At 72.7% G+C, this 13,620-nt stretch carries 12 protein-coding genes and 1 pseudogene; 4 read left to right on the top strand and 9 right to left on the bottom strand.

The window, feature by feature from the left end; all coding sequences use genetic code 11:
- Positions 1-325: 325 nt before the first annotated feature.
- Positions 326-2,887 carry a helicase-associated domain-containing protein gene (locus ACH4YP_RS18340; protein WP_398491169.1) on the bottom strand — a complete coding sequence of 854 codons (2,562 nt, stop codon included), beginning with the start codon at positions 2,885-2,887 and terminating at the stop codon, positions 326-328.
- A 369-nt stretch (positions 2,888-3,256) separates the two neighbouring features.
- Between ACH4YP_RS18340 and ACH4YP_RS18335 the strand changes: the two genes are divergently transcribed.
- Positions 3,257-4,264, top strand: a complete 1,008-nt coding sequence (locus ACH4YP_RS18335; protein WP_361057855.1) for a hypothetical protein — start codon at positions 3,257-3,259, stop codon at positions 4,262-4,264.
- On the opposite strand, the gene ACH4YP_RS18330 is transcribed toward ACH4YP_RS18335, so the two are convergent.
- From ACH4YP_RS18330 to ACH4YP_RS18320, 3 genes are all read right to left on the bottom strand, one after another.
- Complete coding sequence (locus tag ACH4YP_RS18330) at positions 4,215-5,111, bottom strand: ABC transporter ATP-binding protein (RefSeq protein ID WP_361057853.1); 897 nt, start codon at positions 5,109-5,111, stop codon at positions 4,215-4,217. The two genes, ACH4YP_RS18335 and ACH4YP_RS18330, sit on opposite strands and share 50 nt — an antisense overlap.
- Before the next feature lie 40 nt (positions 5,112-5,151).
- Entirely contained in the window at positions 5,152-6,150 is a 999-nt protein-coding gene (locus ACH4YP_RS18325; protein ID WP_361057887.1) for an iron ABC transporter permease, read from the bottom strand.
- Between the two features lie 107 nt (positions 6,151-6,257).
- The gene (locus tag ACH4YP_RS18320; protein WP_361057851.1) at positions 6,258-7,250 is read right to left on the bottom strand and encodes an iron ABC transporter permease; all 993 of its coding nucleotides are present in this window, start codon (positions 7,248-7,250) and stop codon (positions 6,258-6,260) included.
- 167 nt (positions 7,251-7,417) lie between these two features.
- On the opposite strand from ACH4YP_RS18320, the gene ACH4YP_RS18315 reads away from it, so the two are divergent.
- A complete protein-coding gene (locus ACH4YP_RS18315) occupies positions 7,418-8,050 on the top strand; it encodes an HAD family hydrolase (protein WP_398491168.1) in 633 nt (210 codons plus the stop codon).
- 51 nt (positions 8,051-8,101) lie between these two features.
- Here ACH4YP_RS18315 and ACH4YP_RS18310 read toward each other — a convergent pair whose 3' ends face one another.
- Positions 8,102-8,350, bottom strand: a complete 249-nt coding sequence (locus ACH4YP_RS18310) for a hypothetical protein (protein WP_361057847.1) — start codon at positions 8,348-8,350, stop codon at positions 8,102-8,104.
- Positions 8,351-8,552: 202 nt separating this feature from the next.
- Between ACH4YP_RS18310 and ACH4YP_RS18305 the strand changes: the two are divergent.
- A pseudogene (locus tag ACH4YP_RS18305) lies at positions 8,553-8,711 on the top strand (hypothetical protein); the annotation flags it as partial.
- A 316-nt stretch (positions 8,712-9,027) separates the two neighbouring features.
- Complete coding sequence (locus ACH4YP_RS18300) at positions 9,028-9,411, top strand: cold-shock protein (protein ID WP_055610283.1); 384 nt, start codon at positions 9,028-9,030, stop codon at positions 9,409-9,411.
- Between the two features lie 72 nt (positions 9,412-9,483).
- Here ACH4YP_RS18300 and ACH4YP_RS18295 read toward each other — a convergent pair whose 3' ends face one another.
- The 4 genes from ACH4YP_RS18295 to ACH4YP_RS18280 all read right to left on the bottom strand — a co-directional run bounded on the left by ACH4YP_RS18295 (position 9,484) and on the right by ACH4YP_RS18280 (position 13,125).
- A complete protein-coding gene (locus ACH4YP_RS18295; RefSeq protein ID WP_398491167.1) occupies positions 9,484-10,362 on the bottom strand; it encodes a 1,4-dihydroxy-6-naphthoate synthase in 879 nt (292 codons plus the stop codon).
- Positions 10,346-11,107 (bottom strand): futalosine hydrolase, encoded by a 762-nt coding sequence (locus ACH4YP_RS18290; RefSeq protein ID WP_398491166.1) that lies wholly within the window; start codon positions 11,105-11,107, stop codon positions 10,346-10,348. Before ACH4YP_RS18290 ends, ACH4YP_RS18295 begins: the two co-directional genes overlap by 17 nt.
- 19 nt (positions 11,108-11,126) lie before the next feature.
- On the bottom strand, positions 11,127-11,615 hold the full coding sequence (locus ACH4YP_RS18285; RefSeq protein WP_361057839.1) for a hypothetical protein: 489 nt from the start codon (positions 11,613-11,615) through the stop codon (positions 11,127-11,129).
- An 88-nt stretch (positions 11,616-11,703) separates the two neighbouring features.
- Positions 11,704-13,125: an MFS transporter gene (locus ACH4YP_RS18280; RefSeq protein ID WP_361057837.1), complete on the bottom strand. Its 1,422-nt coding sequence runs from the start codon at positions 13,123-13,125 to the stop codon at positions 11,704-11,706.
- Between the last annotated feature and the right edge of the window lie 495 nt (positions 13,126-13,620).

The following is a 13,620-nucleotide window of genomic DNA, read 5'->3' as shown; positions in this document are numbered from 1 at the left end:
GCGCGCGCGGGGGCGGCCTCAGAGGGTCAGGCCCCCGCCGAGATCGATACCGATCGCGGCGGCCTGTGACGCGAGTGCGCCGAGCAGCGCGGCGGTACCGATCAGAACGGTGGCGACACGGCGAGCAGTGCGCATGGGACTACCTCCTGGTTGTGATCAGGCCGGTGCCCGATCAGGACGTCCAGTGGCTGCCCCGCGACTCGCGCCGCGATGCGGGAGGTCCCCGAAGGTCCCTCATGGGTGGGAAGCGTCCGGCGTGGCGCGCATGAACCGCCGCGTACACCCGGACGAGTGAGACGGGGCAGGCCCCGGGCAGGGAGCTGCCTCAGGCCTGCTCGTCCGCCAGTTCCGCGACGCCCGTCACCCGGTGCAGCGGATAGGTGCGGACCTCGTCCGCGGTGTGGTCGTACGCCGTCACGAAGCCGCCCTCCACCTTGACCGGGGCGATGACGCGCTGGCTGGCGGAGCCCTCGGCGTTGACGTACCCGATCCAGAGGGTGTCGCCGGTGAGGACCGCGGCCTGCATGGTGGCGAGGGTCTCGGCGGAGGTGGTGCGGGGGAGCGTGCCGCCTCGGCCGGGAGCGGTGGAGGCGGTGGGCTTGTGCGGGGTCGTGGAGGCCAGGTCGCCCGCGCGGATGGCCCGGATCGCGGCGCCCAGCAGGGTGGTGTCGGGGGACGGCGGACCGTCCGGGACCGGCTCGGGCGCCGTGCGCGGGGGCGTGCGGTGGGCGTGCGCGCGGGTGATCAGTACGTCGCCCTCGGCGGACTCGGCGGCCGGCGCGAAGCCCATCGAGCGCAGCCCTTCGAGCAGCGTCGCCGGGTCGGCCTGCGCGGCCAGCACCGTGGGCGCGAGGCGGCGCAGGCGCAGCCCCTGGGAGCGCTTGTCGGCGAGGATCTCGTTCAGCACGGCGTCGTCGTCGCACCGGACGTACGCCGACGCCGAGCCGATCCGCAGATGACCGTGTCTGCGCGCCACGTCGTCGATCAGGTAGCTGAGCGGCTGCGGAACCGGCGTACGGGAGTGCTCGGAGAGGAAGGCGTGCAGGTCCGAGGCCGAGCGGCCCGCGTCCAGCGCCCGGCGGACGGAGCCCGGCGTGAAGCGGTACACCGTCGCCCCGCCCTTCGACTCCACGTCCGCGAGGACGTCCAGCGTGTCCGCCAGCGGGCGTTGCAGCGGGCCGGGGGCCACCGCCGTCAGGTCCGCCTGGAGGAGCACGTGGTCGAGGGGCTCGGGGAGCAGGGGCGCGAGCAGCTTGCCGGCTCGGGCGGCGGCGGAGGCCAGTTCGGCGGGTGAGCGGGGCTGCGGAGGGGGCGCGGGGTGGTGCCTGTGGTGGTGGACGGGGAGTTTGTCGCCCGGGCCGGAGTCGGTCTCCGGGGAGCCCGTCTCCGGGGCGGCCGTGCTCGGTTGCGCCCCGATCAGCGCCCGCCCGTGCGCCGACAGCGCCCCCCGACCGGTGATCCCCAGAGACTCGGCCTCGGACAGCGTCCACCGGGCGAGCCGGGCCCGCAGGTCGTCCGAGGACGCGGCCCCGCGCAGCGCGCGCTCCCAGTGGAGGCGGGCGACGACGGAGTCCGGGGACGCGGAGGCGCCCTCGGGAAGCGCGGCCAGCAGCGTCAGCACGCGGTGGCGGACCTCGGGGGCGGCCGAGCGGTCGAGGCCCGGGCCCAGCGCCGACAGCGTGCGCTCCTTGGCGTCCCGGCCGCCGATCACGCCCGCGGTGCGGGTGGCGGACAGCCAGGCCGTGGCCAGCCGCGTCCAGCGCCCGGCCGACGGGAGCTCCAGCCACTCGTCGTACGCCGGGGTCGCCGCGTACCGCTCGTCGGCCTCGCCGTCCGACGCCAACAGGCCTGCCGCGTAGGCGAGTTCGACCCAGAAGGCGGTGACCGGCTCCGACAGGTCCAGGGCCGCAGCGGTGCGCTTGAGGTCCCGTACGCTCAGGCCGCCCGCGCGCAGGACGGTCGGGCCGCCCTCGTCCCAGTCCTTCAGCAGCTCCTCGATGGTCGCGAGCGAGGTGTAGGCCTGGCCGGCCGCCGTCGTGTCCACAACCTGTGGACGGTGCGTGGTGGCGGGCTCGACCGCCGGTGGCAGGGGCTGGGTGTCGCGATGGGCGCGGCCCGCCCGGAGATGGAGGGCGACCTCGCGGGGCAGTACGACCGTGCCGGGCGCCGTCGGCAGGAGCAGACCGCGGTCCAGGAGCCACCGCAGGCGCGCGGCCGGTTCGGCGGTCACCTGGCCGTAGGGCGGGCCCCAGACCAGCCGGGACAGGACGTCCAGGGAGTCGGGCGGGGCCGCGGCGAGCAGCTCCGCCATCCGGGCACGGTCGGCGAAGAGGCCGGTCAGGGACGCCACCGCCGACACCGCGTCGTGCGTTGTCGGCAGCCCCGCCGCCGTGAGGATCTCCTGGATCCGGCCGGGGGACATGCCCGACGTGGCCTCCGCGACTGTCGGCCCGAGACCCGTGGGGGACGGGTGCTGCGGCGAGGGCGCGAGCAGCTCGCGGACGGTACGCACCAGACGGAGCCGGTCGTCCGGGCCCCACACCAGGGCCTGTTCGCGCAGGGCGGCCAGGGCGTGCGGGAACGCCCCGACGACCGCGGGGTCGCTCTCGTCGCCGGCCAGCAGCGCCAGGAGCGTCCCGCGGTCCGCCGGCTCCGGGGCCACGGCCAGCGCTTCCGCCGTCTGGAGCGTGAACCGGTCCAGGCGTTCCAGGGCGCGGATCACCGAGGCGCGGGTGCCGGCACGGGTGGCGAGCTGGGTGAGGTCGGTGGGCACGGGCGTGATGAGGTCCGGGCGGGCGCGCAGCAGCGCGGCGAGGGAACCGTCGTCCTTCGCGCGGAGCGCCTCCGCGAGGGACCGCGGGGCCACCTGCTTCTCATCGCTGCTCATCCGCTCAACGGTAGCGGGTGGCGGGCCCGCCAGGGGCCGTGTGCCGGGGCCCGGAGCCTGTGCACCGGGCGGACGCCTGGCGGGCGGACGTTTCCCGGACGGCCACGCGATGACCTTCGGGCTGACCTTCGGCATGACCTCGGGACGAACATCGTCAGGAGGATCAGGGCACTCCCGGCGACACTCCACCCGCACCGGTCACTCTGGGCACCCGGTCAACTGTTCCGCCGGTCAAGGGGATTGGAGGATCCGGGAACGGACCTCGCCTTCGACGCGTGTGCGAGCCGACCTGACCCGCGTCCGTGCCCACCGCCCTGCGCTAACGTCGTCCCACGGGGTATTCGACGCACCCGCCCCGGAGGGGACTTCGTGGGTATCGAGAGCGACCAGGTCGTCTACGAGTATCTGAGCCGTGTCGGTGACGTGGCTCAGCAACGGCAGTTGCCGTCGGGCATCCGCATGCGCCTGGTCTCGGAGCTGCGCAACGAGATCGACAGGCGCCGGGCCAAGGCGACGGTCGACAGCCCGGCCGCGGTCCGCCGCATCCTCGAACGGCTCGGCACCCCCGAGTCGGTCGTCGCCGCCGCGAACGCCGACACCGGCGGGGGCGAGGGCCCGTCCGAGCCCCGCGCGGCCGTCCCCACCCAGCGCGCCCAGGAACCCGAGCCGCGGCCGAAGCGGCTGCGCCGGGTCGTTCCCCGGCCGCGCCCCGCGGAGTCCGACGTCCCCGCGACTGCCGACGCCGCGCCCTCCCCGCCGCACCTCGCGAGCGCGGAGGAACTCGGGTCCGGGCAGCCCGACTGGTGGCGGGTGGAGAGCAGCCCGTTCGGGTCGGTGGACAGTGTGCCCGGGTTCACGGGCGGCATCGAGATCCCCGAACTGCTCAAGCCACCGCCCCGCGAGACGGACGAGCCGGACGAGCCGGACCCGAAGCCCGCGGCACCCGTCGTACCCGCGGCACCCGTCGAGGCCGCCGAGGCGGACACTGCGGCCGGGAAGAGGACCCGCCGTCTCGTCCCCCGGCTGCGCCCCGTCGGCGGCGGCTGGACGAACCCCCTGCTGCTGCTCGCCGCGGCCCTGCTGGTCGCGGGCGCCGCCATCGGCAACCTCGTCATGCTCGGCCTCGGCTGGCTCATCGCCTACCTCTCGCGCCGCCTCAGCCCCACCGAGTCGAAGTGGGCCGTCCTCGGCGTCCCCGGTCTGGCCGCCACCGCGGGCATCGTCTGGCTCTGGGGCCGTACGGAGGGCCGCTGGGGCACTCCCATCGCCGACGGCCACATGAACGACGCGGTGACCGAGACCTGGCCCTGGGTCCTACGCGGCGCGGCTATCGCTTCGGCGCTGTACCTGGTGTGGAGGTCGCAGCGGCCGAGGTAGGGGTGGCTGAGCCGGCGGAGCTCTCCGGGGCGCCTTCCTGGGCCGGGACACGGGCATCGCCGCCCCGCCACGGCGCCCCCGGCACCACCAGCGGTGACCCCGTCACCGGATCCGGCACGACCACGCACTCCAGGCCGAAGACCTCCCGTACGAGATCGGCCGTGACGATCTCCGACGGCGTCCCGGAGGCGACGATCTGCCCCTCCTTCATGGCGACGAGGTGGTCGGCGTAGCGGGCGGCCTGGTTGAGGTCGTGGAGGACGACGACGACCGTGCGGCCGCGGTCATGGTTCAACTGGCGCACCAGGTCCAGGACTTCCACCTGGTGGGCGATGTCGAGGTAGGTCGTCGGCTCGTCCAGGAGCAGCAGTTCGGTCTCCTGCGCGAGCGCCATCGCGATCCAGACCCGCTGCCGCTGCCCGCCCGACAGCTCGTCCACGGGCCGCTCGGCCAGCGAGGCCACGTCCGTACGCTCCATCGCCTCCGTCACGGCCCGTTCGTCCGCCTCCGACCACTGCTGCCACCAGCTCTGGTGCGGCTGCCGCCCGCGCGAGACGAGGTCCGCGACCGTGATCGCCTCGGGCGCGACCGGCGTCTGCGGCAGCAGCCCGATCTGCTGGGCGATCCGCTTGGTGGGCAGCTTGGCGAGCGAGGCCCCGTCCAGGAGCACGGCCCCGCCCTTCGGCTTCAGCAGCCGCCCGAGCGCACGCAAAGTGGTCGATTTGCCACAGGCGTTGGGCCCGACGACGACGGTCACCCGGCCGTCCGGGATCGCGAGGTCCAGCTCGCGCACCACCGTGCGGTCCTCGTACGCGAGCGTCAGCCCACGCGCCGACAGCCTGCTCATGCCCTGCCCCTCATCCCGATGCCTTGCCACATGCCCTGCCTCACGCCTTGACCCCAGAACGGACGGTACGGCTCCGGACGATGAGCCAGATCAGATACGGCGCCCCCACGGCCGCCGTGAACACCCCCACCGGCACCTCGGTCGGCGAGAACAGCTTCCGCCCCAGCAGATCGGCCAGTACGACGATGACGGCACCCAGCAGCCCCGAACACAGCAACGGGATCTGTGCCGTACGGGTCATCCGCCGGGCGATCTGCGGAGCCAGCAGCGCCACGAAGTCGACGGGCCCCGCCGCCCCGGTCGCCACCGACGCGAGAACGACCCCGAGCACCACGAGCCCCAGCCGTACCCGGTTCAGCCGCACACCGAGCGCCGTCGCCGTGTCGTCGTCCAGACCGACCGCCCGCTGCGCCCGGGCCGCCCACGCGACGGCCGGTACGAGCACCAGCAGCGTCCAGCCCAGCGGCGCGGCCTCCGCCCAGCCGCGGCCGTTCAGCGAGCCCGTCATCCAGATCTGTGCCTGCTGGGCGACCAGATAGTCGCCCTTCGTCATGAAGAGCGTGGTCACCGAGCGCAGCGCGATCGCGAACCCGATCCCGATGAGCACGAACCGCGTGGCGTGCAGCCCGCCGCGCCAGGCGAAGACGTACACGAGCGCGGCGGCCAGCAGCCCGCCGACGACGGACAGATACGGCAGGACCGTGTACGAGGTCACCCCGAACGTCATCGCGCCCACCGTCAGCGCGCTCGCGCCCTGGCTGATCCCGATGATGTCCGGGCTGGCGAGCGGATTGCGGGCCACGGTCTGGATCAGCCCGCCCGCGACCCCGAAGGCCGCCCCGACGAGCAGCCCGACCACCAGCCGGGGCGCCCGCAGCGTCCCGACCACCAGCTCGTCCGCCGACGGCCGCCCCGTCAGGACCTTCAGCACCTCACCGGGCGCGACGAAGCTCTCGCCGACACAGAGGTACGCGAGACAGGCCGCCGCGAGCAGTAGGGCGAGGCCCGCGCCCACGGCGACCGCCCGCCGGTGCAGCAGGAAGGTGGCCCGCCGGGCGCGGAGTACGGAGTACCCGGCGGAGGCGGTGGTGGTGGCTCCTCCGGCAGTGGAGGTCTTGGCCGTCGGGGTGGTCGTCGCGTCCGTCGTCACGCCGGTACCGCCTTCCTGCGGACGAGCCCGACCAGGAACGGCACCCCGATCAGCGCCGTCATCACGCCCGCCGGGACCTCGCTCGGCGGGAACAGCACCCGGCCGACGGTGTCCGAGACGAGCAGCATGGTCGGGCCGAGGAGCGCGGCGAGCGGCAGCACCCACCGGTGGGCGGGCCCCACGATCGCGCGGGCGATGTGCGGAACGGCCAGCCCGATGAAGGCGAGGGGCCCGGCCGCGGCGACCCCGACCCCGGTGAGGACGGTGGCCCCGAGCCCGCCGACGATCCGTACCGTCGCGACCCGCTGCCCCAGCCCCTGGGCGACGTCCTCGCCGAGCGCGAGCGCGTCGAGCCCACGGGCGACCGACAGTACGAGCACGGCCCCGACCAGCAGGAACGGCCACACCTGACCGACGATCTCCGCGTCCCGCCCCGACAGCGAGCCCACCTGCCAGAAGCGGAATTCGTCCAGCGCGGAGGCCTTGGTGGTGAGCACGCCGGTGGTGACCGACACGAGCAGCGCGTTGATCGCGGCGCCGCCCAGCGCGAGCTTCACGGGCGTCGCGCCGCCCCGCCCGCTGGACGCGATCGCGTACACCGCGACCGACGCGACGGCCGCGCCCGCGAAGGCGAACCACACGTACCCCGTGAGCGTGTGGATCCCCGCGAACGCGATGGCGAGGACGACCCCGACCGAGGCGCCCTGGCTGATGCCGAGGATGCCGGGGTCGGCGATGGGGTTGCGGGTGATCCCCTGGAGGACCGTGCCCGCGAGCGCGAGCCCCGCGCCGACCATGAGACCGATGAGGGTACGGGGGACGCGCAGGCCGCGTACGACTTCGGCGGCGTCGCTGTGACCGCCGTTCAGCAGTGCGTCCAGCACGGCGGAGGGTGGGACGGCGCGGGCACCGACGGCCAGGCTGAACAGGATCGCCAGCAGCAGTGCCAGTACGGCTGCCGCCAGGGCGACTGTGCGTCTGGCTTGCATGGCTGGTGCTCCGCTGGGCTGGACGTTGGTTCGGTAAGGCTTGGCTGAGTCTATGTGGCGGTTGTGGGGCGCCGGCTGCGGGTGGGTGGGGGCCGGTCGCGCCCACGCGGCGGAGCCGCGAGTGTCTGCGGTCCCGCGCCCCTTACCGGGCACGATGGCTGGGCACAATGGACCATATGACTTCTCGTGCGCTGACCGTCGGCTTCGATCTCGACATGACCCTCATCGACTCCCGGCCCGGTATCCACGCCTGCTACCAGGCACTTTCCGCGCGGACCGGGACGTACATCGATGCCGATCTGGCCGTCACGAGGCTCGGGCCGCCGCTCGCGGAGGAGCTGGTGAACTGGTTCCCGGCCGAGCAGGTGGAGGCCATGGCGGACGTCTACCGGGAGATGTACCCCACACACGCCGTCGCCCCGACGCCCGCGATGGCCGGCGCCCGCGAGGCCATAGCGGCGGTACGGGAGGCCGGCGGCCGGGCCATCGTCGTCACCGCCAAGTACGAGCCGAATGCGAAGCTGCATCTCAGCCATCTCGGCATCGAGCCCGACGCCGTCATCGGCGGCCTGTGGGCCGAGAGCAAGGCGGAGGCCCTGCGCGAGTACGACGCGGGCGTCTACGTCGGCGACCACACCGGCGACGTACGAGGAGCCCGCACCGCGAACGCCCTGTCGGTGGCGGTCGCCACGGGCCCGTGCGACGCGGAGGAACTGCGCGCGGCGGGAGCGGACGTGGTTCTCACGGACCTGACGGAGTTCCCGAGTTGGCTGGCGGGATACGTGAACGCGCCCCTTTAGGGGGCGTGACCAGCCTCCACCGGGCCCGCGGCCGACCAACGGCCAAGAGGTTCAGGAACCTTCACGCGCCCGCCGCCGCCCACTGGCGATCGACTGGAACACCCCCGCCCCCGCGATGAGGAATCCAACCCCCATCAACATGCTCAACCCGAACATGTACGTAGGAAAGGGCGTCGTACCCAGCAACAGTGGGGCAACGGTGACCAGTGTGGCCAAGGCGCCGACGAAGAACACGATGGCACCGGCACGGATCAGTCCGTCTCCGGTCGCGGCGGAATTCGTTTGGGTTTTGTCACGCACCCGACCAGGGTAGTTCCCTGCGCGGAGGAACAATCCGGCGACGTCTGGTCAGCAGCCGCCGGACCATCAGCGTCTCTGATCAGCGAAGCGATCCCAGCCCGGTGCGTTGTGCCGGTCGGGGGCCTTGCGGTGGCGCAGCGGGGTGCGGCAGCGGGGACAGTGCCGGTCCGACGCCCCGCTGTAGTGCTGTAAGCGCCCTGATCTCCTCTCCACTCTCGACTGCGTGAGGGAGGGAGAGGCCTCTTGCGTGTGGAAGTTTGACCGGCTTGGCTGTTCAACTCTGGACGTACTGACCATCGTTGAGAATCTGGACGCCGGTGGAATCGCGGCTGGGCATGCTCACTGGCACTCTCACCGGTAACTACTCGCCCAGAGGGAGAGCGAGTTCTCGTTTACGACGGGGGTTGCCTTTGCTGAGCCTGAGCGAGACAAGTTTGTGGAGCGCACGCGTGCCGGAATCGATGCCGCCAAGGCTCTCGGTGTCTCCCGTGCCACCCTCTACCGGCCCATCGGATAGCCCCTCACACTTCCCCCACTACTTTGAGCCTCTGCCGCCACAGGCAGGGGCTGAGTCTCGTTTTAAGGCGTGTTGGGTTGGAGAGACCCCCGGTAAGGTTTCATGACGGCAGTTCAAGGGCGTCCGGGTCCGTCCGGGAGTGATCGAGGGAGTGTGTGCTTTGCCGACTGGCAAGGTCAAGTGGTTCAACAGCGAGAAGGGCTTCGGCTTTCTCTCCCGCGACGACGGCGGCGACGTCTTCGTTCATTCCTCGGTCCTGCCCGCCGGAGTCGATGTTCTCAAGCCGGGTCAGCGCGTGGAGTTCGGCGTGGTCGCCGGACAGCGCGGTGACCAGGCGCTTTCGGTGACGATCCTGGACCCCACCCCGTCCGTCGCGGCCGCCCAGCGCCGTAAGCCGGACGAACTGGCGTCCATCGTGCAGGACTTGACGACCCTCCTCGAAAACATCACGCCCATGCTGGAAAGGGGCCGCTACCCCGACAAGGCCTCCGGCGCGAAGATCGCGGGCCTGCTCCGCGCGGTGGCGGACCAACTGGACGTCTAGGGACCCGCGTTCGCGGATTTCCGGCACGGGGCTTCCGCGCCCGCGCCCCTTCGGGGGAGCGGGCGCGGCTTTTCAGGGAAAGGAAAGCGCGTCCGGCGCGAGAGCCGGCACCAGCCCCTCGGCCGCCGCACGCGTCAACAGCCCCCGGACCGCCGCGTACCCGTCCTCGCCGAGGTCGGCGGTGAACTCGTTGACGTACAGCCCGATGTGCTGGTTCGCGACGGAGACGTCCATCTCCTGGGCGTGCTCCATGACGTACGCCCGCGACGCCTCGGGGTCGTCCCAGGCGGCCCGCACCGACGTACGGGCGGACTCGGCGAGCAGCCGCAAGGTGTCGTCGCCCAGCGACCGCCTGGCGATGATCGCGCCGAGCGGGATCGGCAGGCCCGTCGTCGACTCCCAGTGCTCGCCCATGTCCGCGAGCTTGTGCAGCCCGTAGTTCTGGTAGGTGAAGCGCGCCTCGTGGATCACCAGGCCCGCGTCGACCTTGCCGTCCCGTACCGCCGGCATGATCTCGTGGAACGGCATGACGACGATCTCGCCTACCCCGCCGGGCACGGTGTCCGCGGCCCACAGGCGGAACAGCAGGTAGGCCGTCGACCGCTCGCTCGGCACGGCGACCGTGCGCCCGGTGAGGTCCACGCCGGGCTCCCGGGTCAGCACCAGCGGCCCGCAGCCCCGCCCCAGCGCGCCCCCGCAGGGCAGCAGGGCCCATTCGTCCAGGACGTACGGCAGGACGGCGTACGACACCTTCAGGACGTCGAACTCGCCGCGTTCCGCCATGCCGTTGGTGATGTCGATGTCCGCGAAGGTCACGTCCAGCGCGGGTGCGCCCGGGATCCGGCCGTGCGCCCACGCGTCGAAGACGAAGGTGTCGTTCGGACAGGGCGAGTACGCGATCTTCAGCGGCTCGGCACCGGTACCGGTCTCGTTCTCATTGAGTGCGGTCATGTGGGTTCCAACTCTCCAATGCGGGCGCGAGCTTCCCGAACGCCCCGGTGAGTGCCGCGAGGGCGTCCCCGATCCGCCAGGCGGCGCGGTCGCGGGGCCCGACGGGGTTGGACACGGCACGGATCTCCAGCACGGGCACACCGTGCGCGGTGGCCGCCTCGGCGACCCCGAACCCCTCCATCGCCTCGGCGAGCGCCCGTGGATGGCACCGGCGCAGTTCGGCGGCGCGGTCGGCGCTTCCGGTCACGGTGTTGACGGTGAGAACAGCACCGGTACGCGCTCCGGTGACGGCCGCGACCGCTCGTACGAGTGATTGCGGTGGACGGTGGGTGACGGCCCCGAAGCCCAGTTCGGTGACCGGGACGAATCCGTCCGCGGTCTCGGCGCCGAGGTCCGCCGCGGTGATCTCGTCGGCGAGGACGAGCGACCCGACGGGCGCCCCGGGCTGGAAGCCGCCCCCGATACCGGCGGAGACGACCAGGTCGTACGGCCCGTACGGCCCGTACGGCCCGTCCGGGTTGTCGGTCAGGGCGGCTGCCGTGAGCGCCGCCGCGGTCGACGCGGCGGCGGACGCCGGGCCCACGCCCGCGGCGAGCAGATCGAAGACGGGGGAGCCGCCCGGCGGGGACGCCACCCTGCTCAGGGTCGCCCCCGGAATCGCGTACTCACGGGCCGGGGAGGGCGCGAACGCCGCGGCCACCGCGTCCCGTTCGACGAGGACCGCGGTGGCTACGAGGACACGCATGCGCGGCGGATCAGCCGGCTCAGGCGTCGGCGTTCTCGAGCTTGAAGTTCCAGACGCCCGCGAACTTCGAGTCGGCCTTGTTCTGCTGGACGATGCTGATGTTCAGCGTCTTCGGCGCGGGCTGGCCCTGCTGGCTCGCGAAGAGGTCGACACCCTCGAAGGAGTAGTACGTCTTCTTGAACGGGTCGGTGACGCGCTGACCGTTGATCCACAGGGCCCAGCCCTCGTCCGCGATCTCCGGGTCGACACCGATCCGCAGCGTCTCGCCCTGCGGGACGCTGATCGTGTCGGAGGCCTTCTCGCGGGCGCACTTGGTGGCTTCCGCGCGGCCGATGTTGTCGCCGTCCTTGTAGCACTCGGCCTCGGTGCTGACCGAGTCGTTGCCGATCGTGACGGTGGCCATCGGCGTCGGCTTGTCACAGGCGGACAGGACGAGAAGTCCGGCGGAAACGGCGCCGGCGGCGGCGACGGCGCGGCGACGGCGCGCAAGGGGACGCTGGGAGCTCATGCCCGAAGGCTATCGGGCGGCCCCGGCACCCCACCTACGCGGGTGGGGTACGCGGCGTGCCGCACCTGAAAAACCCAGTCAGGGACGCTCACGCCACCCGCGCGTGCTGCCGCCCCCCGCGGCGGGCCGCGCTCAGCAGCCCCCGGACCGTGGTGAGCCAGCCGACGGCGACGATCCCGGCGGCCACCGACATCCCGAGCGTGCCGTAGAGCGGCAGCGCGATCCCGACCGCGCCACCGACCACCCACGCCATCTGCAACAGCGTCTCGGAGCGGGCGAACGCGGACGTGCGGACCAGTTCCGGCACGTCCCGCTGGATCAGCGCGTCCAGCGACAGCTTGGACAGCGCCTGCGCGAATCCGGCGAACGCGGCGAGTATCGCGACGAGGATCACCCCGAAGAACACCGCGGCCGTGATCGCGACACCCAGCACCACCGCGATCACCGTCACGATGATCAGCTCCGGGGACCGGGTTCTCAGCGCCGCCCCGACCGCCGTGCCGAGCGCGTTGCCCGCGCCCGCCGAGACGCCCACTATCCCCAGCGAGACCGCCGCGCTCGCACCGGCCAGCGGATGCTCGCGCAGCAGGAACGCGAGGAAGAAGATCAGGAACCCGGAGAGACAGCGCAGCGACGCGTTCGCGGCGAGCGCGTGCGTGACCGCCGTGCCGACCGTACGCAGCCCCGGGCGCTTCGGCGTTTTCAGGTGCGGCCCGTGCAGGTGCTGCTCGTCCGCGGCGAGCAGGGCCTTGTCCTCGCCCTTGGCCGAGTCGACCTTGTGCGGGAGCTGGAACGACAGGAACGTACCCGCCACGAAGATCACGAAGGCGCCGTAGAGCGGATAGCGCGGCCCGAGCGCCTGCAGCCCCGCCCCGATCGGGGCGGCCACACCGGTGGCGAGGAGGCCGCCGAGGGTGACCCGCGAGTTCGCCTTCACCAGGGAGAACGCGGGTGGCAGGAGCCGGGGCACCACCGCGCTTCTGACCACGCCGTACGCCTTCGACGCCACCAGGACGCCGAGGGCCGCCGGGTAGAGCTCGATGCTGCCCGTGACGACCGCGCTCGACAGCAGCAGGGCCATGAACGCGCGGGCGATGAACGCGCCCGCCATCGCGGCCCGGCGGCCGTGCGGGAGGCGGTCCAGGAGCGGCCCGATGACCGGGGCGAGGAGTGCGAACGGGGCCATGGTGATCGCGAGATAGAGCGCCACGCGGCCGCGGGCCTCGTCCGTCGGCACCGAGAAGAAGACCGTGGAGGCGAGCGCGACGGTGATCATCATGTCGCCGGCGCCGTTCACCCCGTGGAGTTCGATCAGCTTGCCGAGGCCCGACTCGCCCGCGCCGTGCGCGTGTGTCGCCTTTCTGATGCCCCTCGCCGTCCCCGTGAACGGCAGGTGCAGGGCACGCCCGACGGAACGGACGGCCCCGCGCACCGGGCCCGATCCGCTCGTTCGTCCCGCCCCGGCCCCACCGATCCCGGTGGCACCGTGGGGCGACCTTGCGGCTGCCACTCCGCAATAGTGCCCCGAGAACGGCGTATGTAGTGCGGTTACCGCGCGTATAGGGGCTGAGTGGGCGCTGTGAGTTGCGCCGCGGCGCGGCGGCCGACAGAGGGCCGTGGAGCGGATCCAGCGGGATGCGCGGGGTGGGAAACGGGTGGGGAACGGACGGGGAACGAGTGAGGAACGGGTGAGGAAACCGCCGGAGAGCTGTGCGGAAAGGGCTGCCGAGCGGCCGGGCCGGGGCCCTCGGAGTGGGCGGAGCCACGCCGCCGCGGAGCGGCGAAGTGAACGCCGGTGTAGGCCAGGCGCCAGCGAGACGGTAGCGTGCGTAGCGCGCCCGCGGCGGTTGTTCTCGGCCGCGCGCCTCTCGGCCATCCCGCAGAATGGATGACGTAGGTGCGCCCGAGTGCGATCGGGCGCGGACGTCGACGCGGCCCTCCGGTCCGCTCCGTCCGCACCCCCGTCGAGGGACGGCGCACTCGTGAGACGGCGTAGGAGAGAAGC

The sequence above is a fragment of the Streptomyces sp. NPDC020747 genome (assembly GCF_044334695.1).
GTDB lineage: Bacteria > Actinomycetota > Actinomycetes > Streptomycetales > Streptomycetaceae > Streptomyces.
Note: the sequence above shows the minus strand (reverse complement) of the source record. Positions and strands in the feature narration are given on the sequence as shown.

What these genes read in the sequence shown, in the direction of transcription:
- ACH4YP_RS18295 (WP_398491167.1), bottom strand. Translation starts at nt 10,362, where the DNA reads ATGACCGCACTCAATGAGAACGAGACCGGTACCGGTGCCGAGCCGCTG.
- ACH4YP_RS18285 (WP_361057839.1), bottom strand. Translation starts at nt 11,615, where the DNA reads ATGAGCTCCCAGCGTCCCCTTGCGCGCCGTCGCCGCGCCGTCGCCGCC.
- ACH4YP_RS18340 (WP_398491169.1), bottom strand. Translation starts at nt 2,887, where the DNA reads ATGAGCAGCGATGAGAAGCAGGTGGCCCCGCGGTCCCTCGCGGAGGCG.
- ACH4YP_RS18320 (WP_361057851.1), bottom strand. Translation starts at nt 7,250, where the DNA reads ATGCAAGCCAGACGCACAGTCGCCCTGGCGGCAGCCGTACTGGCACTG.
- ACH4YP_RS18315 (WP_398491168.1), top strand. Translation starts at nt 7,418, where the DNA reads ATGGACCATATGACTTCTCGTGCGCTGACCGTCGGCTTCGATCTCGAC.
- ACH4YP_RS18330 (WP_361057853.1), bottom strand. Translation starts at nt 5,111, where the DNA reads ATGAGCAGGCTGTCGGCGCGTGGGCTGACGCTCGCGTACGAGGACCGC.
- ACH4YP_RS18290 (WP_398491166.1), bottom strand. Translation starts at nt 11,107, where the DNA reads ATGCGTGTCCTCGTAGCCACCGCGGTCCTCGTCGAACGGGACGCGGTG.